We start from the raw sequence: 17,790 nt of genomic DNA on the forward strand, positions 1-17,790 counted from the left end.
CTACGCGATTGCGTGCGCCGGTTCACAGGTCGCCGCATCGCGCCTGCAATGCGGCGATCGCGGCCAGGCCGGCGGTTTCGGTGCGCAGGATGCGCGGTCCCAGGCGCAGGCCGGCGAAGCCGGCGGCGTGCAGCGCGGCGCGATCGCGCGGCGACCAGCCGCCTTCCGGGCCGATCGCGATCGTCGCCGCGTTGCCGACGATGTCCAGCGTGCGCAGCCGGTGTTCGCCTTGCGGATCGAGGGTGAGCTTCAGCTGCGTGCCGGCCACGGCAGCGGCGGCATCGGCCAGCGCCAGCGGCGCGGCCAGGCCGGGCACGCGCGCGCGGCCGGACTGTTCGCAGGCCGAGACGACGACGCTGCGCCAGTGCGCCACGCGCTTTTCCGTACGCGCCGCATCCAGCTTCACCTCGGTGCGTTCGGCCCACACCGGCACGATCGCAGCCACGCCCAGTTCGGTCGCCTTCTGCAGGATCAGGTCCATCTTTTCGCCGCGCGCCACGCCCTGCAGCAGGGTGATCGCCAGCGGCGATTCGTTGTCCGCCGGCTGCGCCGCGCCGATCCGCGCGCTGGCGCCGCGCTTGCCGACCTGCAGCAGTTCGGCGTCGTAGTCGCAGCCGTCGCCGTTGAACAGCACGCAGCGGTCGCCCTCGCGCAGCCGCAGCACGCGCAGCAGATGCCCGGCGACGTCCTCGGGCAACACCACGTCGTCGCCGGCGCGCAGCGGCAGCGCGACATGGCAGCGGGTCAGGCGCATGCCACGGCCTCGTCGATCGCGGCCAGGGTGGTCTCGGCGAGCAGCGCCAGCTGGTTGTCGTCCACGCAGTACGGCGGCATCCAGTACAGCACGTCGCCCAGCGGGCGCAGCACCACGCCACGCTGCAGGGCGGCGCGGTACGCGCACAGGCCGACCCGTGCGCCGGCGGCGAACGGGGTGCGCTTGTCGCCGTTGCGGGTCAGTTCGAACGCGACCACCATCCCGGCCTGGCGCACGTCGGCCACGTGCGGATGGTCGTTGAACGGCGCCGACAGCGCGCGCATGGTTTCGGCGGTGCTGCGGTTGCGCGCGATCACGTCGTCCTGCTGGAAGATCCGCAGACAGGCCAGCGCGGCGGCGCAGGCCAGCGGATTGCCGGTATAGCTGTGCGAGTGCAGGAAGGCGCGCTCGCGGCTGTCGTCGAGGAAGGCGTCATATAAGTGTTGCGTGGCCAGCACCGCCGATAGCGGCAGGAAGCCGCCGGTCAGGCCCTTGGACAGGCACAGCAGGTCCGGCATCACCCCGGCCTGCTCGGAGGCGAACAGGGTGCCGGTGCGGCCGAAGCCGGTGGCGATCTCATCGGCGATCAGGAACGCGCCGTTGGCATCGCACAGCTCGCGCGCGCGGCGCAGGTAGGCCGGGTCGTGCATGCGCATGCCGCCGGCGCATTGCAGGCGCGGCTCCAGGATCACCGCGCAGATCTCGCCCGGATGGCGGTCGAACAGGTCGGCCAGCGCATCGGCGGCGGCATCGGCGCGCTGCCGTGCGCTCTGTCCCGGCGCGGCCAGGTAGGCGTCGGGCGAGGGCGCGAACAGCGCTTCGCACAGCAGCGGCGCGTAGACCCGCCGGTACAGCGGGATGTCGCCGACCGCCAGCGCGCCGATGGTCTCGCCGTGGTAGCCGTTCTCCAGCGCGACGAAGCGGGTGCGGTGGGTCTCGCCGCGGTTGTGGAAATAGTGGAAGGCCATCTTCAGCGCCACCTCGACCCCGGCCGAGCCGTTGTCGGCGTAGAACACCTTGGCCAGCGGCGCGCGCCCGTCCTGGCGCGGCGCCAGCGCCAGCAGCTGCTCGGCCAGTTCCACCGCCGGCGCGTGGCTGAACCCGGCCAGCATCACCTGTTCCAGTTGGGTGGCCTGCGCGGCGATGGCCGCGGCGATGCGCGGCTCGCTGTGGCCGAACAGATTGGTCCACCAGCTGCTCACCGCGTCCAGGTAGCGGTTGCCCTCGTGATCGATCAGCCAGGCGCCTTCGCCTCGCGCGATCGGCAGCAGCGGCAGGGTGTCCGGATGCTCGCGCATCTGCGTGCAGGGGTGCCACAGCACCGCCAGGTCGCGTTGCCGCCAGGCGGCGGCAGTCTGTGATGCGGTCAGGTCTGTTAGCATTTCGCGCTCATGAACAGGTTCTTCGCTCCGTGCATTCTATCGATCGACGCCGCAAAGCGCCGCGGGGTGCCGGCGTGAGCCGTCCGTTGCCGATCATCCACGCGCTGCGCGAGCGCGGCGAGTCGGCCATGGAGCGCAAGGTCGAAGAGCTGGACCTGGAGTTCAGCAACGGCGAACGGCGCGTGTTCCACCGGCTCAAATCCCCCGGCCACGGCGCGGTGGTGGTGGTGCCGATGCTGGACGCGCAGACGGTGCTGCTGGTGCGCGAGTACGCCGCCGGCGTGCACCGCTACGAACTGGGCCTGGTCAAGGGCCGCATCGATGCCGGCGAGACGCCGCTGCAGGCGGCCGACCGCGAACTCAAGGAAGAAGCCGGTTACGGCGCCCGCCAGCTGCAGGTGCTGCGCGCGATGACCCTGGCGCCCACCTATATGAGCCACCAGTCCTGGCTGGTGCTCGCGCAAGATCTCTATCCCGAAAAACTTGCCGGCGACGAGCCGGAGGAACTAGAAGTGGTGCCCTGGAAACTGGCTGAATTGGACCAACTGATGTTGCGTGAGGATTTCTCCGAAGGGCGTTCGCTGGCGGCGCTGTTCATCGCCCGCGAGTGGCTGGGTCGTACCGGATGATCCGCATCACCGCAGACCTGCGCGAAACCGTCATCGCCATCGCCATCGACGCCGCCGCGGCGATCATGGCCGTCTACGCCACCGGCTTCGACGTCGAGCACAAGGCCGACGCCAGCCCGCTGACCCAGGCCGACCTGGCCGCGCACCGGATCATCGTCGAAGGCTTGGAACGGCTGACCCCCGACCTGCCGGTGCTGTCCGAGGAATCGGCGCACATTCCCTGGGACGTGCGCGAGCACTGGACCAGCTACTGGCTGGTGGACCCGCTCGACGGCACCCGCGAGTTCGTCAAGCGCAACGGCGAGTTCAGCGTCAACATCGCGCTGATCCACCAGGGCGCGCCGGTGTTCGGCGTGGTCCAGGCGCCGGTCGATGGCCGCGTCTGGCACGCGGTGCGCGGCGAGCAGGCGTACCGTCGCGACGGTTTCCGCGACACCGCGCTGAACACGCGGCGGCCGGCCAGCGCGCCGCTGCGGGTGGCGGCCAGCCGCTCGCACCGCGATCCGCGCACCGACGCGCTGCTGCTGCGCATGGGCGAGACCGAGGTGATCGCGCAGGGCTCGTCGCTGAAGTTCTGTCGCATCGCCGACGGCGAGCTGGACGTGTACCCGCGCTTCGGCCCGACCTCCGAATGGGACACCGCCGCCGGCCAGTGCGTGCTGCAGGCCGCCGGCGGCACGCTGCTCGCCGCCGATACCGGCAAGCCGTTCCGCTACAACCGCCGCGAATCGCTGCTCAACGGTGATTTCCTGGCGCTGGGCGATCCGATGCTGCCGTGGCGCAGCTGGCTGGGCTGAGCGCCCGCTGTCGCCGGCAGCGGCGATGGCCTGCAAGGCGGCGTCGCGGCTGACGCGGCCGCAATGCGCGCCCTCGGTCGCCGGGCGCGATGACGGTGTTGCGGCCATGCGCCGCCGGTCGTTCGCGTGCGCCGCCGCGCCGCTGGTCCCGTCGCCGACCGCTCATCGCGCGGGCCGCTCTGCCAAACTAGCCGGCAGGCGGCGCCGTTGCCGTCGCATCGGAACCCGCACGTGACCGCAGCCCGCTACGACCTTCCCGCCCTGCTCGAGATCATGGCGCGCCTGCGCGATCGCGCGCACGGCTGCCCCTGGGACCTGGAACAGGATTTCGCCAGCATCGCCGCGTACACGATCGAAGAGGCGTACGAAGTCGCCGATGCGATCGACCGCAACGACCTGGGCGAGCTGAAGGATGAACTCGGCGACCTGCTGCTGCAGGTGGTGTTCCATGCGCAGATGGCGCGCGAGCAGGGCGCCTTCGGCTTCGACGACGTGGTCGCCGCGATCTGCGACAAGATGGTGCGCCGGCACCCGCATGTGTTCGGCGACAGCCAGGTCGCCGACGCCGAGCAGCAGACGCTGAAGTGGGAAGAGATCAAGCGCAACGAGCGCGCCGCGGCCGGCAAGACCGACAGTTCGGCGTTGGCCGGGATCGCCCGCGGCCTGCCGGAATGGCAGCGCGCGGTGAAGCTGCAGGCGCGCGCGGCGCGGGTCGGCTTCGACTGGCCGGGGCCGGAGCCGGTGCTGGAAAAGGTGCAGGAAGAGCTGGAGGAAGTGCGTGCGGAATTCGCGCGCGGCCCCGTGCAGGACAACCAGGCGCGGCTGCAGGACGAGATCGGCGACCTGCTGTTCGTCTGCGCCAATCTTGCGCGCCACGCCCAGGTCGATGTCGGTGCTGCGCTGCGCCATGCCAACCAGAAATTCGAACGCCGTTTCCGCGCGATGGAGCAGCTGGCGCAGCACGACGGCGGCGCGCTGGATGGCGTGTCGCTGGACCGGCAGGAAGCCTACTGGCAGCGTGCCAAGCGCCAGGAACGCGACGCGGCGCGGTGAAGACACTGCTGCTGTTCGTGCTGACCGCCGTGGCCGAGATCGTCGGCTGCTACCTGCCGTACCTGTGGCTGCGCGAGCAGCGCAGCGCGTGGCTGTTGCTGCCGGCGGGCGCCAGCCTGGCCGCGTTCGTGTGGCTGCTGAGCCTGCATCCGGAGGCCAGCGGCCGCGTCTACGCCGCGTACGGCGGCGTCTACATCGCGGTGGCGCTGCTGTGGCTGTGGGCGGTGCAATCGATCCGGCCCACGCGCTGGGACCTGCTCGGCGCCGGCCTGTGCCTGCTGGGCATGGCGGTGATCATGTTCGCGCCGCGGCAGGCCTGAGCTGCGCAATGTGGGCGTGGTGCAGATGCGGGCGGTCCACCCTGCTCGCTACGTCCTGCGCAGCGGTTCCCCGCTGCCGCGTCCATCCTCTTTGATGTAGGCGCCCGCGCGGCGGCGTATGCTGTGCCTGCGCTGCCTGGGAGGGCCAACGCATGCGTCGCTTCGACAGTTTCCGCGCGTTCTATCCGTTCTACCTGAGCGAGCACCGGCATCCGCTGTCGCGCCGGCTGCACTTCGTCGGCAGCGCCGGGGTGCTGCTGATCGTGCTGCTGGCGATCTGCAGCGGCCAGCCACGCTGGCTGTGGGCGGCACCGCTGTGCGGCTACGGTTGCGCCTGGGCCGGACATGTCTTCTTCGAAAAGAACCGCCCGGCCACCTTCCGCCATCCGCTGTATTCGTTCGCCGGCGACTGGGTCATGTTCAAGGACATGCTGCTCGGGCGTATCCGCTGGTAGCGCTGGCGGCCTGCCGGCGCTCGCTATACTCGCGGCGTATTCATTTCTTTGGTCAATGGAGCGAGTCGATGCCGTCCACCTATTTCCTCGCGCTGGTGATTCTGGTCGCGGGCGTGATCGTGCTGTTCAAGACCGTGCGCATGGTGCCGCAAGGGTTCCAGTGGACGGTGGAGCGCTTCGGCCGCTACACCCACACCTTGTCGCCCGGCCTGCACTTCCTGATTCCGGTGGTCTACGGCGTGGGCCGCAAGGTCAACATGATGGAGCAGGTGCTGGACGTGCCCAGCCAGGACGTGATCACCAAGGACAACGCGGTGGTGCGGGTGGACGGGGTGGTGTTCTTCCAGGTGCTGGACGCGGCCAAGGCCGCCTATGAAGTGTCGAACCTGGAGATCGCCACGATCGCGCTGGTGCAGACCAACATCCGCACCGTGATCGGCTCGATGGACCTGGACGAATCGCTGAGCCAGCGCGAGACCATCAACGCGCAGCTGCTCAGCGTGGTCGACCATGCGACCAATCCGTGGGGCATCAAGGTCACCCGCATCGAGATCCGCGACATCCAGCCGCCGCGTGACCTGATCGATTCGATGGCGCGGCAGATGAAGGCCGAGCGCGAGAAGCGCGCGCAGATCCTGGAGGCGGAGGGCTCGCGGCAGTCGGAGATCCTGCGCGCCGAGGGCGAGAAGCAGGCGGCGGTGCTGGAGGCCGAAGGCCGCAAGGAAGCCGCGTTCCGCGACGCCGAGGCGCGCGAGCGCCTGGCCGAGGCCGAAGCGCGCGCCACCACGATGGTGTCCAAGGCGATCGCCGAGGGCGACGTGCAGGCGATCAACTACTTCATCGCGCAGAAGTACGTGGAGGCGTTCAAGGAACTGGCCACCGCGCCGAACCAGAAGTTCGTGCTGATGCCGATGGAATCCAGCGGCATCATCGGCTCGATCGCCGGCATCGGCGAACTGGCGCGCGAGGCGCTGGGCAAGCAGCAATCCGCGCCGCCGGCGGTGCCGCGCGGCATGCCGCCGCGCAGCGGAGTCTGAGCCATGCGCGCCGAGGTGGTCGCATGGGGCGCGCTGACCTTGCTGCTGTTCGCGGCCGAGGCGCTGGCGCCGGGCGCGTTCATGCTGTGGATGGGCTTCGCCGCCGCGGCGGTGTTCGTGGCCGTGCTGGTGCTGCCGGACATCGCGCTGCTGCTGCAGATCGGCGCGTTCGTGGTGCTCAGCTTCGTCTCGATCCAGATCTACCGCACCTGGTTCCGCGGCCGCGACCGGGTCAGCGACCGGCCGCTGCTCAACCGCCGCGCCGAACAGTTGATCGGCCGGGTGGTGACGCTGGACCAGCCGATCCAGGCCGGCCGCGGCCGCGCCAAGGTCGACGACGCGTTCTGGGTGGTCGGCGGCCCCGATCTGCCGGCCGGCAGCGCGGTGCGCATCGTCGGGGTGGATGGGATGACGCTGTTGGTGCAGGCGGAGTAGGGCCGGGATTGGGGATTGGGGATTGGGAGGCTGCCGTGCGTGCGCGGCATCTCCGCATGCTGCATGCATCCGTTGTAGGAGCGGCTTCAGCCGCGACACAATCTCTGATAATGCCTGTCGCGGCTGAAGCCGCTCCTACAACGGCGTGCCTTCGGGCGGGATCGTATGCGGCCGCCCCGAATCCCCCAATCCCGAATCTCCAATCCCGGCCGCTCGGCGGCGATAATGGGCGACTTTCCTCACGGACCCGCGCCATGACCCAGAAGACCATCCTCAACGACAGCCATCGCGCCCTCGGCGCCAAGATGGTCGACTTCGGCGGCTGGGACATGCCGATCCACTACGGCTCGCAGATCGACGAGCATCATCAGGTGCGCCGCGACGCCGGCATGTTCGACGTCAGCCACATGACCGTGGTCGACCTGCATGGCACGCAGGTGCGCGGGTTCCTGCGCCACCTGCTGGCCAACTCGGTAGACAAGCTGAAGCTGCCGGGCAAGGCGCTGTACACCTGCATGCTCAACCCGCAGGGCGGGGTGATCGACGACCTGATCGTCTACTACATGTCCGACACCTTCTTCCGCCTGGTGGTCAACGCCGCCACGCGCAGCAAGGACCTGGCCTGGATCGGCGCGCAGGCGCAGGCGTTCGGCGTGGAGGTGCGCGAGCGCGAGGACTTCGCGATGATCGCGGTGCAGGGCCCGAATGCGCGCGCCAAGGCGATCGGCCTGCTGCGCGAGGACGACCGTGCCGCGGTGCAGAAGCTGGGCCGCTTTGCCGCGTTCGAGGCGACCTCGACCGACGGCGTGGCGCTGTTCGTCGCGCGCACCGGCTACACCGGCGAGGACGGTTTCGAGATCGTGCTGCCGCAGGAGCAGGCGGTGGCGTTCTGGAACGCGCTGCTGCAAGCGGGGGTCAAGCCGGCCGGGTTGGGCGCGCGCGACACGCTGCGCCTGGAGGCCGGCATGAACCTGTACGGGCAGGACATGGACGACAGTGTGTCGCCGTACGAGGCGGCGCTGGCCTGGACCGTGGCGCTGGACGAGGGCCGCGTGTTCATCGGCCGCGATGTGCTCGAGGCGCAGAAGGCCAACGGCGCGCCGCGGCAGATGATCGGCCTGGTGATGGACGAGAAGGGCGTGCTGCGCCACGGCCAGAAGGTGCTCACCGCGCAGGGCGACGGCGAGATCCTGTCCGGCACGTTCTCGCCGACGCTGGGCAAGGCGATCGCGTTCGCGCGCGTGCCGGCCGGCGACCCCGGGCAGGTGCGGGTGGACATCCGCGGCAAGGAGGTGCCGGTGCGCGTGGTCAAGTTCCCGTTCGTGCGCGAAGGCCAGGTCCAGCCCGGCGTCCTCGATTGAACCGGCGGCCGCCGCAATGCGCCCGCGACGTCGTTGCGGAGCATCCGGTTCGCTACACTAGCCACCCATCCCCGATACCGTCTTTTTCCGGAGCAGCCCCATGAGCGAGATCCCTGGCGACCTCAAATTCCTCAAGTCCCATGAATGGGCGCGCGTCGAAGGCAACGGTCGCGTCACCGTCGGCATCTCCGAACATGCCCAGGGCCTGCTCGGCGACCTGGTCTATGTCGAGCTGCCCAACGTCGGCGACGAGGTCGTCGCCGGCAACGGCGTGGCCGTGGTCGAGTCGGTCAAGGCCGCGTCGGACGTGTACAGCCCGCTCACCGGCAAGGTGGTCGAGGTCAATGCCGCACTCAGCGACAAGCCGGAGACGATCAACGAGGATGCCTACGGCGAAGGCTGGATCTTCGTGCTGGAGATCGCCGATCCGGAGCAGTTGAACGACCTGCTGACGCCGGACGACTACGCCGAGCTGCTCGAGGAAGACGGCCACTGAGCCGAGCCCCACGTCGCGACAGCCGAACCGGCCGCCTTGTGCGGCCGGTTTTCGTTTGTGCGGCACAAACGAAAGCGGCGGCAGGAAGCGTAGCGCGCTGTCGACAGTCCGCGACGTTTGCTGATCGGGCGATCGGCATGTCCGCGTGGGCGGCGTAGCGGCGAGCGGACGCAACGCAGGCGCCGGATGCGCCGCGCCAGGCGGCGGATGCCGGCCGCGCCGCACGCATCGACGCGCACGACACGGTCGCCACGTGCTGGAAGGCGGCGCCGCTGCAGCGGTGCCTGGACGCGGCGAACGTCGCGCCGGTTTTTTGGCAGTGACGGTGATGTGCATCGCAGTCGGGCGTCGCGGGCGCGGCGTCTGCCGATCGCAGCAGCGCTTGCTGCGCTGCGGCCAGTGTCGGCCGGCGGCGTCGCGTTCGTCCGGTCGGGTGTGTTCGTCGTGGCGTGCGCGCGCGGTGCTGCGGGTCGCTCGAGGCGAGACACGCACTCGGCAGCGGACGCGGCGGCAACAGCACGCGCGACGCATCCGGTCGCGTGTGCGTGATGTGCCGGTGAGGAGCATGCGCAGACATGCGGACGCTACAACGGCATCGTCGTCGCGGCGGCGATGCACTGCGAGGCGCCGCGCACGCGCGCTCGCAAGCGCCGAACAACGCGAAAAAGTTTGCGCAGTTTTGCGCATTTGCTCTTGTGCGATGCCGGAACGGCGCATGCCGCGAAAAGTTTTTTTCAGCTTGCGGACAGGCTCGCGTGCGCGTGCCTGGATGCCGCCAGCGCCGCGCGCGGCAGCGCGCGAAACGGCCGGTCGCCTCGGCGTGTTGCAAAAAAGCACGGGAATTACCGCTGTTTTTGTTTGCGTCGAAGTTTCGCCGCGGGTTTCGCAACGGCTGTCGTCGAGGTCCCGGGGCCGCCGATCGCGACGATCGGTGCGCTCGCGGCACGCGACGCCTGAAAAAAAATTGCGTAGAACTGTTGACAGTAAAAAAAAGCGTGATTAGGTTTCGCCCAGCAGACGTTGCTGCGCAAGCGAGTGAATCGGATCGACATCAGAACGCGAAGCACAACTTGGACCTCCACCAGGAACCTGACGATGGTGGATCAGGTGTCGCTTCCCTCCGAGAAACGCAACGTCTCCCCTGGCACGACACCCGTATCGAGCTTCGATACGGGTGTTTCTGTATCCGACCCGGCCCGCACTACGCGCCGGCGGATCCTGCAGGCGGACCATCGCCGCGGGTTTGCTTTAACTGGGCGTTTTCAATCCATAGTTCACTGACGAGGAGCCATCCCATGGCCACGAAAAAAGCTGCGAAAAAGAAGCCGGCCGCTAAGAAAGCGGTCAAGAAGACTGCCGCCAAGAAGCCGGCAGCGAAGAAGGTCTCGGTAAAGAAGGCGGTCAAGAAGGTCGCCAAGAAAGTCGCCAAGAAGGTCGCCAAGGTGAAGAAGGCCATCAAGAAGGCCACCGCCAAGAAGACCACCGCGAAGAAGGCGGTAAAGAAGACGGCGAAGAAGGCGACCGCCAAGAAGGCCGCCACCAAGAAGACCGCGAAGAAGGCCACCGCTAAGAAGGCCGTAAAGAAGACCGCGAAGAAGGCCGTCTCCAAGAAGGCGGTGAAGAAGTCGGCTGCCAAGAAGCCGGCCGCGAAGAAGGCCGTCGCCAAGAAGGCCGTCGCGAAGAAGAAGCCGGTTGCCCGCAAGAAGAAGACCGCTCCGGTCGCGCTGCCGGCAACGCCCGCGCCGCTGATCTGATCTGATCCATCCCGATAGCCGTACCTAGAGCTCTCTCCCCGGTGCCCAGCGGGGAGGGAGCTTTTTTATGGGCGTCCGTCTGCCGTCGCCGCGACCAGCTGCTTGCCGGCGTCGACATGGCACCGACCTGCCGCCCATCTGCCGCCGACGTGTCGCCTGCACGGTGGCCAGTCCCCGCGCCGGCGCTGTTGCCGCCATCGTGTTCTCTCGCCGCCGGGCGCGTGCCCGGCCTGCACTGAAATTCCGACTGCGCTGCAGGCGGCGATGCTGCGCGAGTTCGCCAAGCGGCTGCCTCGCTGCCGCAGGCGACGTGGTCGACGCCGCCGCTCGGCTCCTCGCTTTCGTCTGCGCGAGGGCATCCCGGCGGCGCTGCGATGTCGTGCTGGCAGCCTCGGCGTTTTCAAACCATCCGCACCGTGCTCCATGCGCCGGTGCCGCGCGCGCTGGCGGCGCCGGCGTGGAGCGTGCGAGTGCGAGCGGGCAGGCGCTGAGGTGCTGGCAACCCCATCGCTGCAGTGCCGGCCTGCTGCTCGGGCTGGCTGACTGATCCTGCGCCTCCAACTGGACCACCGGGGGAGGGCGGTGGTGCGCAGCGCCGGATGAGGGTGCGTGCGTAGCGACGCGTGTGGGGCGAGGTGGACGTGCGTCGCCATGCGCACTCATTGCCATGAGGCTTGGCCCGGATCCTCACGGCAGCTTCTTGCCGCGAGGCTGCGCCCGACCCTCAGCAACCTCTTGCGGCGAGGCTTCGCCCGGACCCTCGGCAACCTCTTGCCGCGAGGCTTCGCCCGGACCCTCACCCCAACCCCTCTCCCGATGGGAGAGGGGCTCTATTCGCTTGATGGGACTTCTGCGCGGGTGTCCGCAGCTGATCCGGCGCCGGTTGTCGTAGTGACGGATGACGGTCGACGCAACCAAGGTTTTTCGGTCGATGGCTTCAAGCAGCGCTTCGATGTTGGCCGAGCCGCTACCGCGTGCCGCTCCCCTGTAGGAGCGGCTTCAGCCGCGACCGTATCGCCTGGATTCCATCGACGTCGGGGCCGTCGCAATTGCTGGCTTGCGCAGCCTCACCAGATCCTGTCGCGCCGGAGCGCAGGTCTCCCGAAACCAGCGCGCAGACAGCAGAAAGGCGGCTCGCGCCGCCTTCCGCCGAACCATCGGGAGACCGCCTGCGTCAGTGCGGCGACGCGGTCGACTTGGACGAGGAGGCGCCCTTCTTGTCCTTCGGATCCGGACGCTCGGCCATCATGTTGTCGCTGCCGAAGTCGGTGTCCACGTCCAGCCAGCGCTGCGTCGGCAGGCCGATCGCGCGGTCCAGGATGGTCGGCAACAGGCCGGAGGGCAGGCCGCTCTCGCCGTTCCACAGGATCGCCACGCCCAGGTCGCGTTCCGGCACCAGCGCGACCAGGCCGCGATAGCCCTGCACCGCGCCGGCATGGAACACCACTTGGTGGCCCGAGTAATCGAAGATGCGCCAGCCCAGCGCGTAGCTGGCCGAATTGACCCGCTCGCGGCGCCAGCCCGAGCGCATCTCGCCCGGGGTGGTGATCAGCGGCGCGTGCAGCGTGGCCAGCAGCGGCGCCGGCAGCACGTCCGGACGGTGCCCGGTCTGCGCGATCAGCCACTGCGCCATGTCGCTGATGCTGGCGTTGACGCCGGCGGCCGGGGCCAGCCGGTAGTAGGTGGGCTTGGGCATCAGCGACACCCAGCCGTTGCGGCTGCGCACGTGCGGGCGCGCCCAGCGCGGGCTGGCCTGGATCCCGGCCAGGCCCATGCTGGCGTCGTTCATGCCCAGCGGCTTGAAGATGCGGCGCTCCACCGACTGCTCGTAGAAGCTGCCGGAGGCGGCGAACACCACGTCGCCGATCAGGCTGAAGGCGACGTTCTGGTAGGCGTAGCAGTCGCCCGGCGCGCACTTGAGCGGCGCGTAGGCGAGCTTGTGGCTGAGCGTGTAGTAGTCGGTATTGGATTCGACGTCGCGGTCGTAGGCGTTATAGGTCAGGCCGACGCGATGGCTGAGCAGGTCGGCCACGTTCAACTGGCGGGTGGCGACCGGATCGCTGAGCTGGAAGCCGGGCACGTAGTCGACGACCTTGCTGTCCCAGCGCAGGGTGCCGTCGTTGACCAGCAGGCCGGCCATGGTGCCGGCGAAGGCCTTGGACAGCGAGGCCAGGCGGAACACGGTGTGCGCATCCACCGGCTCGGGGCGGTTGACGTCGGTGACGCCGTAGCCGCGCGCGCTGATCACCTGGCCGTTGTGCACGATCGCCACCGCCAGGCCGGGCACGCGCTCGCCGTAGGTGAGCTGCTCGGCCATCGCTTCCAGGCTGGCGACATCGAAGTCCCTGGCCAGCGGCAGCACCTTGCTCTCCGGCAGCGAGGCGCGGTACGGCAACGGCTGGGTCGGCGAGGTGTAGCGCGTGGCCTCGGTGTAGATCGGCGGCGGCAGCGGCTGCGAGGGCGCCGGCGTCTGCGCGGTGGAGGACATCGCAAAGGGCAGCAATGCCCCGAGCAACCCGGTTGCCACCGGTCGAAGGAGCCGGTGCCTGCTGTTCTGTTTCATCGCGCGTGTGGCCTGTGAGGTGCTGCCGAAACCGATTCTAGCGCCGCTTTTCGCCATTGCACAAACCGGGAGAAGATGAATGGGCATCGTCTTGATCCTGCTGGTGATTTTGCCGGGCCGACAAGGCCGGCAACGCGGCGTCCGCCGCGGTTGCCGCAACGGCGCGGCGGGTGCCTGAAACGCATGCAATCGATGTGCCGAAGCCGCTGCGGTCGCCGCCGGCCAGGCTGAACCGTTGCCAGCGCAGTGACGGCGCGGTACCGCTGCGGGATCATGGCGCATGCCCGATCCCGACCTTCCCCCGATCCCCGCCGCGCGTACGGCGCCGGCCGCCGCGACCTGGCTGGGACTGGCCTTCGTGCTGGTTTGGTGCACCGGCTACATCGCCGGCAAGCAGGTGGTGGCGCATGCGGCGCCGTTCACCGCGCTGCTGTGGCGCTTCGGCCTGACCGCGCTGTGCTTCGCGCTGGCTGCCGGTCCCGCACGCTTGCAGGCGCTGCCGCGGCAGGAACTGGCACGCAGCGCCGTGGCCGGGGTGTTGATGCTCGCCTTGCAGTTCGGCGGGGTCTACGCCGCCTTCGCGCTGGGCACCGGTTCCGGCGTGGCCGCGCTGGTGATCGGGGCGATGCCGCTGCTGGTGGCCTGGGCCAGCCCATGGTGGGGCGGCCAGCGCTTGCGCGCGGCGCAGTGGCTGGGCATGGCGCTGGGCTTCGCCGGCGTCGCCACGGTGGCCGCCGACCGCATCGACGGGGCGACGCCGTGGGGCGGCTGGCTGGCCTTGCTGGTGGGCCTGTTCGGCATCGCCGCCGGCACCCTGTACCAGAAGCGGCATGCCGCGCAGCTCGATCTGCGCGTTGGGCTGGCGGTGCAGAACGCCGCGGCGACGCTGGTGCTGCTGCCGCTGGCGGCGTGGGAAGGCTTCCGCTTCCAGGCCAGCGACGGCTTCGTCGCGGCGATGGCGTGGCTGGTGCTGGTCAATTCGATCGGCGGCTTCGCGTTGCTGTTCCTGCTGCTGCGACGCGGCGCCGCCACCCAGGTGGCGAGCCTGTTCTTCCTGATGCCGCCGGTGACCGCGGTGTTCGGCCACGTGCTGCTCGGCGAGCACCTGACCGCGCTGAAGCTGTGCGGCTTCGCGCTGGCGGCGCTGGGCGTGTGGCTGGCAGGGCGCGCGCGGTGAGGCGCGGGTAGACCCGCACGCTGCGCCTCAGCCGTCGCGCAGCACGCTGTGGCTGCGGATCAGGTCGGCGGCGCGCTCGGCGATCATCATCGTCGGGCCGTTGGTGTTGCCGCTGACCAGGCGCGGCATCACCGATGCATCGACCACGCGCAACCCTTCCAGTCCGCGCAGGCGCAGTTGCGGATCGACCACCGCCTGCGCATCGTTGCCCATGCGGCAGGTGCCGATCGGGTGGTAGATGGTCTCGGCCTTGGCGCGGATGTAGGCGACCAGGCCGGCGTCGTCCAGGTCGTCGCGTGCCGGCAGCAGCGGCGCGCCGCGCCAGGGATCGAACGCCGGCTGCTGCAGGATGCGCCGCGCCAGGCGCGCGCATTCCACCAGCATGCGCAGGTCGAAGCCGTCCGGATCGCTGAGGTAGTTCGCCTGGATCCGCGCCGGCGTGCGCGGGTCGGCGTCGTTGAGCGACAGGCGGCCGCGGCTGCGCGGCTGCAGGTGGCAGGCGTGCAGGGTGAAGCCGTCGCCGGGCAACCGGTTGCGGCCGTGGTCGTCGAGCATCGCCGGCACGAAATGCAGCTGGATGTCGGCGCGCGCGTCCGGCGCCAGCGGCGAGCGGATGAAGCCGCCGGCTTCGGCGATGTTGCTGCTGCCGGCGCCGCGGTGACCGCGCAGGAAATAGTCGAAGGCGATCTTCAGCTGGTTGCGGCGGTCGTAGCTGATGCCCGGGCGGGTGCGGTACAGCGTGCACACGTCCAGATGGTCCTGCAGGTTGGCGCCGATCTGCGGCTGGTCCAGGCGCACCGTGATGCCATGGCGCTGCAGTTCGTCGGCCGGGCCGATGCCCGAAAGCATCAGCAATTGCGGCGAGTTCACCGCGCCGGCGCTGAGCAGCACCTCGCGCGCGGCCCGCGCCTGCACTTCGGCGCCGCGTTGCGCGTAGGCCACGCCGACCACGCGCTCGCCCTCGAGCAGCAGGCGCAGCACCAGCGCGTCGGTGATCACCTGCAGGTTGGCGCGCGCCTGCACCGGCGCCAGATAGGCGACCGCCGCCGAGCAGCGCGCGCCGTCCTTCTGGGTGACCTGGTACAGGCCCACGCCCTGTTGCTGCGGGCCGTTGAAATCGCGGTTGTGGGCGAAACCGGCCTGCTCACCGGCAGCGATGAACACGTCCGACAGCGGGTTGTGGTAGCGCAGATCGGACACGTGTAGCGGCCCGTCGCCGCCGTGCAGCGCATCGCCGCCGCGGCTGTTGCGTTCGCTGCGGCGGAAATACGGCAGCACGCCCTGCCAGTCCCAACCCTCGGCGCCGTCGGCGGCCCAGTCGTCGTAGTCGGCGGGCACGCCGCGCACGTAGCACATCGCGTTGATCGAACTGGAGCCGCCCAGCACCTTGCCGCGCGGCCACCACAGGCGCCGATCGTTCAAGGCCGGCTCCGGCGCGGTGAGGTAGTTCCAGTTGATGCGGCGGTTGCCGGTCAGCCGCGCCAGGCCCGCCGGCATGTGGATGAAGGGATTGCGGTCGCGCGGCCCGGCCTCGATCAGCAGCACCTTGCAATCGCGATCCTCGCTGAGCCGGTTGGCCAGCACGCAGCCTGCCGAGCCTGCGCCGATGATGATGTAGTCGTACACCCGCGGTCCCCCTGTTTCGTGGCGCCGACGCTAGTCGCCGGGGATAGAGCATATGCTCGGCCGCGCCGCGGGATTGCGGACGCCGCGATGGGCGTGGGTCTGCGCGTGTCGGCGGCGCTGGCGATGTTGCAGTGCATCGGCTAACGTGCGCGCAACCACACGGCGAACGGCAGGCCGATGCAAGCGGAAAACAAGCGCGTCCAGACCGGCGAGCTGCGCGCGGTGCTGCTGTCCTTCGTCTATTTCTTCTGCGTGCTGTCGGCTTACTACGTGATCCGCCCGGTGCGCGAGCAGCTGGCCGCGGCGGTCGGCTCGACCCAACTGCCCTGGTTCTACATGGCGACCTTCGTCGCCACGCTGCTGCTGACCCCGCTGTTCGCCTGGATGGCGGCGCGTTGGCCGCGGCGGATCGTGGTGCCGGCGGTGTACGTGTTTTTCGCGCTGTGCCTGATCGGCTTCGTGCCGCTGTTCAGCGGCTACGGCGGGCTTGGTCCGCGTGCGCTGGGCGTCGTGTTCTTCGTCTGGGTCAGCGTGTTCAATTTGTTCGTGGTGTCGGTGTTCTGGAGCTTCATGGCCGATATCTGGAGCAACGAACAGGCGCGGCGGCTGTTCCCGCTGATCGGCCTGGGCGGCACCGCCGGCGCGGTGGCCGGGCCGCTGCTGACCCGCGGGCTGGTCGGGGTGATCGGTGTGGCGCCGCTGCTGCTGGTGTCGGCGGCGCTGCTCGGTATGGCGCTGGCATGCGTGATCCTGCTCGGGCGCTGGGCGCGGGTGCATGGCGCGCGCCGCCACGACGCCGGCCACGAAGCGGCGGTCGGTGGGGGCATGTTCGACGGCCTCAAACAGATCCTGGCCAATCCGTTCATGCGCGGCATGGCGCTGCTGATGTTGCTGGGCGATTGCATCGGCACGGCCGGCTATGCGCTGATGACCGATTACTCCGGCGCCACCTTCCACAACGCGGTCGAGCGTACCGAGTTCGCTGCCAATATCGATATGCTGGCCAACGTGTTGCAGGTCGCCGTGCAGATCACCGTGACCCGCTGGCTGCTGATGAAGAAGGGCGCCGGCGCGGTGATCGCGCTATGGGCGCTGATCAGCGTGGGCACGCTGGTGGCGACCGCGTTGTCGCCCGATCCCTATGCCCTGGCGGTGTGGATCGTGCCCTGGGTGGTGCTGCCGGTGGTGATCACCCGTTCGCTGACCTACGGCATGGTCGGCCCGGCGCGCGAATCGCTGTACACGCGGGTGCCGCGGCAGCTGCGCTACCAGGGCAAGAACGCAGTGGATACGGCGGTGTGGCGTGCCGGCGACGTGGCCGTCTCCTCTGCGATGATCGGCCTGCGCGGGCTGGGCATGGGCGTGCCCGGTTTCGCCGCGCTGGCGGCGCTGGCGGCGACGCTCTCCGGCGTCATCGGCTGGCGCCTGGCGCGTGCGGTCGAAAGCACCGCGCCCGTTGCAGCGGCAGAGACGTCCCCGGCGCGCTGATCCCGCGCGCCGTACGCCCCCGCTGCCGGCCGCCGCGCCAGCCGCTATGCTGTGCATCCTCTTTCGCCGATGGACGCGCGCATGACCCTGCTGGCCTCGATCCTGGTATGCCTGGTGGCCTTGCTGCACGTCTACATCCTGGTGCTGGAGATGTTCCTGTGGACGCGGCCGCTGGGCATGAAGGTGTTCCGCAACACGCCGGACAAGGCGCAGCTGACCAAGGTGCTGGCGGCCAACCAGGGCCTGTACAACGGCTTCCTCGCCGCCGGCCTGGGCTGGGGCGTGGCGGCGCAGCGCGTGGACGTGATGCTGTTCTTCCTGGGCTGCGTGGTCGTGGCCGGCCTGTACGGCGCGTGGAGCGTCAGCCGCCGCATCCTGTTCGTGCAGGCGCTGCCGGCGGCGCTGGCGAGCGCGGCGGTGCTGCTGGCGTATTGAGCCGGCTGCGCGCCGGCATCGCGGTGCC

General features: G+C 69.5%; 17 protein-coding genes. 13 read left to right on the plus strand and 4 right to left on the minus strand.

The window, feature by feature from the left end; translation table 11 throughout:
- Positions 1-22 precede the first annotated feature (22 nt).
- Together AB8810_RS07065 and bioA are read right to left on the minus strand one after the other, a co-directional pair.
- Positions 23-754 (minus strand): 16S rRNA (uracil(1498)-N(3))-methyltransferase, encoded by a 732-nt coding sequence (locus tag AB8810_RS07065; protein ID WP_369915958.1) that lies wholly within the window; start codon positions 752-754, stop codon positions 23-25.
- Complete coding sequence (gene bioA, locus AB8810_RS07070) at positions 745-2,136, minus strand: adenosylmethionine--8-amino-7-oxononanoate transaminase (protein WP_369915959.1); 1,392 nt, start codon at positions 2,134-2,136, stop codon at positions 745-747. Before bioA ends, AB8810_RS07065 begins: the two co-directional genes overlap by 10 nt.
- Positions 2,137-2,210: 74 nt before the next feature.
- Here bioA and nudE point away from each other — a divergent pair, with 74 nt between their 5' ends.
- The 10 genes from nudE (at position 2,211) to AB8810_RS07120 (ending at position 10,473) form a co-directional block, all read left to right on the plus strand.
- A complete protein-coding gene (gene nudE / locus AB8810_RS07075) occupies positions 2,211-2,765 on the plus strand; it encodes an ADP compounds hydrolase NudE (protein WP_179566383.1) in 555 nt (184 codons plus the stop codon).
- Positions 2,762-3,562, plus strand: a complete 801-nt coding sequence (gene cysQ, locus AB8810_RS07080) for a 3'(2'),5'-bisphosphate nucleotidase CysQ (RefSeq protein ID WP_179566381.1) — start codon at positions 2,762-2,764, stop codon at positions 3,560-3,562. Before nudE ends, cysQ begins: the two co-directional genes overlap by 4 nt.
- A 207-nt stretch (positions 3,563-3,769) precedes the next feature.
- Positions 3,770-4,615 carry a nucleoside triphosphate pyrophosphohydrolase gene (gene mazG / locus AB8810_RS07085; protein ID WP_369916638.1) on the plus strand — a complete coding sequence of 282 codons (846 nt, stop codon included), beginning with the start codon at positions 3,770-3,772 and terminating at the stop codon, positions 4,613-4,615.
- Positions 4,612-4,935 carry a YnfA family protein gene (locus tag AB8810_RS07090; protein ID WP_179566377.1) on the plus strand — a complete coding sequence of 108 codons (324 nt, stop codon included), beginning with the start codon at positions 4,612-4,614 and terminating at the stop codon, positions 4,933-4,935. The genes mazG and AB8810_RS07090 overlap by 4 nt, the downstream gene beginning before the upstream one ends.
- A gap of 152 nt (positions 4,936-5,087) precedes the next feature.
- A complete protein-coding gene (locus AB8810_RS07095) occupies positions 5,088-5,390 on the plus strand; it encodes a DUF962 domain-containing protein (protein WP_179566375.1) in 303 nt (100 codons plus the stop codon).
- Positions 5,391-5,458: 68 nt separating this feature from the next.
- Positions 5,459-6,427 carry an SPFH domain-containing protein gene (locus AB8810_RS07100; RefSeq protein WP_179566373.1) on the plus strand — a complete coding sequence of 323 codons (969 nt, stop codon included), beginning with the start codon at positions 5,459-5,461 and terminating at the stop codon, positions 6,425-6,427.
- A 3-nt stretch (positions 6,428-6,430) separates the two neighbouring features.
- Positions 6,431-6,862: an NfeD family protein gene (locus AB8810_RS07105; protein ID WP_179566371.1), complete on the plus strand. Its 432-nt coding sequence runs from the start codon at positions 6,431-6,433 to the stop codon at positions 6,860-6,862.
- 254 nt (positions 6,863-7,116) lie between these two features.
- Positions 7,117-8,223, plus strand: coding sequence for a glycine cleavage system aminomethyltransferase GcvT (gene gcvT, locus AB8810_RS07110; protein WP_206229121.1), 1,107 nt, complete (start codon positions 7,117-7,119; stop codon positions 8,221-8,223).
- Between the two features lie 100 nt (positions 8,224-8,323).
- Entirely contained in the window at positions 8,324-8,719 is a 396-nt protein-coding gene (gcvH, locus tag AB8810_RS07115; RefSeq protein WP_179566367.1) for a glycine cleavage system protein GcvH, read from the plus strand.
- 1,295 nt (positions 8,720-10,014) lie between these two features.
- Positions 10,015-10,473 (plus strand): histone H1-like repetitive region-containing protein, encoded by a 459-nt coding sequence (locus tag AB8810_RS07120; RefSeq protein ID WP_369915960.1) that lies wholly within the window; start codon positions 10,015-10,017, stop codon positions 10,471-10,473.
- Positions 10,474-11,647: 1,174 nt separating this feature from the next.
- On the opposite strand, the gene AB8810_RS07125 is transcribed toward AB8810_RS07120, so the two are convergent.
- On the minus strand, positions 11,648-13,000 hold the full coding sequence (locus AB8810_RS07125) for a serine hydrolase (RefSeq protein WP_179566363.1): 1,353 nt from the start codon (positions 12,998-13,000) through the stop codon (positions 11,648-11,650).
- Positions 13,001-13,316: 316 nt separating this feature from the next.
- On the opposite strand from AB8810_RS07125, the gene AB8810_RS07130 reads away from it, so the two are divergent.
- Entirely contained in the window at positions 13,317-14,213 is an 897-nt protein-coding gene (locus tag AB8810_RS07130; RefSeq protein ID WP_179566361.1) for a DMT family transporter, read from the plus strand.
- 27 nt (positions 14,214-14,240) lie between these two features.
- On the opposite strand, the gene AB8810_RS07135 is transcribed toward AB8810_RS07130, so the two are convergent.
- Complete coding sequence (locus AB8810_RS07135; RefSeq protein WP_369915961.1) at positions 14,241-15,839, minus strand: GMC family oxidoreductase; 1,599 nt, start codon at positions 15,837-15,839, stop codon at positions 14,241-14,243.
- Positions 15,840-16,016: 177 nt separating this feature from the next.
- On the opposite strand from AB8810_RS07135, the gene AB8810_RS07140 reads away from it, so the two are divergent.
- Positions 16,017-17,327 (plus strand): NTP/NDP exchange transporter, encoded by a 1,311-nt coding sequence (locus tag AB8810_RS07140; protein ID WP_369915962.1) that lies wholly within the window; start codon positions 16,017-16,019, stop codon positions 17,325-17,327.
- A gap of 81 nt (positions 17,328-17,408) precedes the next feature.
- Positions 17,409-17,762 carry a DUF1304 domain-containing protein gene (locus tag AB8810_RS07145; protein ID WP_179566357.1) on the plus strand — a complete coding sequence of 118 codons (354 nt, stop codon included), beginning with the start codon at positions 17,409-17,411 and terminating at the stop codon, positions 17,760-17,762.
- Positions 17,763-17,790: the final 28 nt, after the last annotated feature.

This window comes from Xanthomonas sp. NCPPB 3005 (assembly GCF_041228095.2).
Taxonomy (GTDB): domain Bacteria; phylum Pseudomonadota; class Gammaproteobacteria; order Xanthomonadales; family Xanthomonadaceae; genus Xanthomonas_A; species Xanthomonas_A bonasiae.

Bases quoted from the DNA above. Each gene is read 5' to 3' on its own strand.
- AB8810_RS07065 (WP_369915958.1), bottom strand. From the start codon at position 754: ATGCGCCTGACCCGCTGCCATGTCGCGCTGCCGCTGCGCGCCGGCGAC.
- bioA (WP_369915959.1), bottom strand. From the start codon at position 2,136: ATGCTAACAGACCTGACCGCATCACAGACTGCCGCCGCCTGGCGGCAA.
- cysQ (WP_179566381.1), top strand. From the start codon at position 2,762: ATGATCCGCATCACCGCAGACCTGCGCGAAACCGTCATCGCCATCGCC.
- AB8810_RS07095 (WP_179566375.1), top strand. From the start codon at position 5,088: ATGCGTCGCTTCGACAGTTTCCGCGCGTTCTATCCGTTCTACCTGAGC.
- AB8810_RS07100 (WP_179566373.1), top strand. From the start codon at position 5,459: ATGCCGTCCACCTATTTCCTCGCGCTGGTGATTCTGGTCGCGGGCGTG.
- AB8810_RS07105 (WP_179566371.1), top strand. From the start codon at position 6,431: ATGCGCGCCGAGGTGGTCGCATGGGGCGCGCTGACCTTGCTGCTGTTC.
- gcvT (WP_206229121.1), top strand. From the start codon at position 7,117: ATGACCCAGAAGACCATCCTCAACGACAGCCATCGCGCCCTCGGCGCC.
- gcvH (WP_179566367.1), top strand. From the start codon at position 8,324: ATGAGCGAGATCCCTGGCGACCTCAAATTCCTCAAGTCCCATGAATGG.
- AB8810_RS07120 (WP_369915960.1), top strand. From the start codon at position 10,015: ATGGCCACGAAAAAAGCTGCGAAAAAGAAGCCGGCCGCTAAGAAAGCG.
- AB8810_RS07130 (WP_179566361.1), top strand. From the start codon at position 13,317: ATGCCCGATCCCGACCTTCCCCCGATCCCCGCCGCGCGTACGGCGCCG.
- AB8810_RS07140 (WP_369915962.1), top strand. From the start codon at position 16,017: ATGCAAGCGGAAAACAAGCGCGTCCAGACCGGCGAGCTGCGCGCGGTG.
- AB8810_RS07145 (WP_179566357.1), top strand. From the start codon at position 17,409: ATGACCCTGCTGGCCTCGATCCTGGTATGCCTGGTGGCCTTGCTGCAC.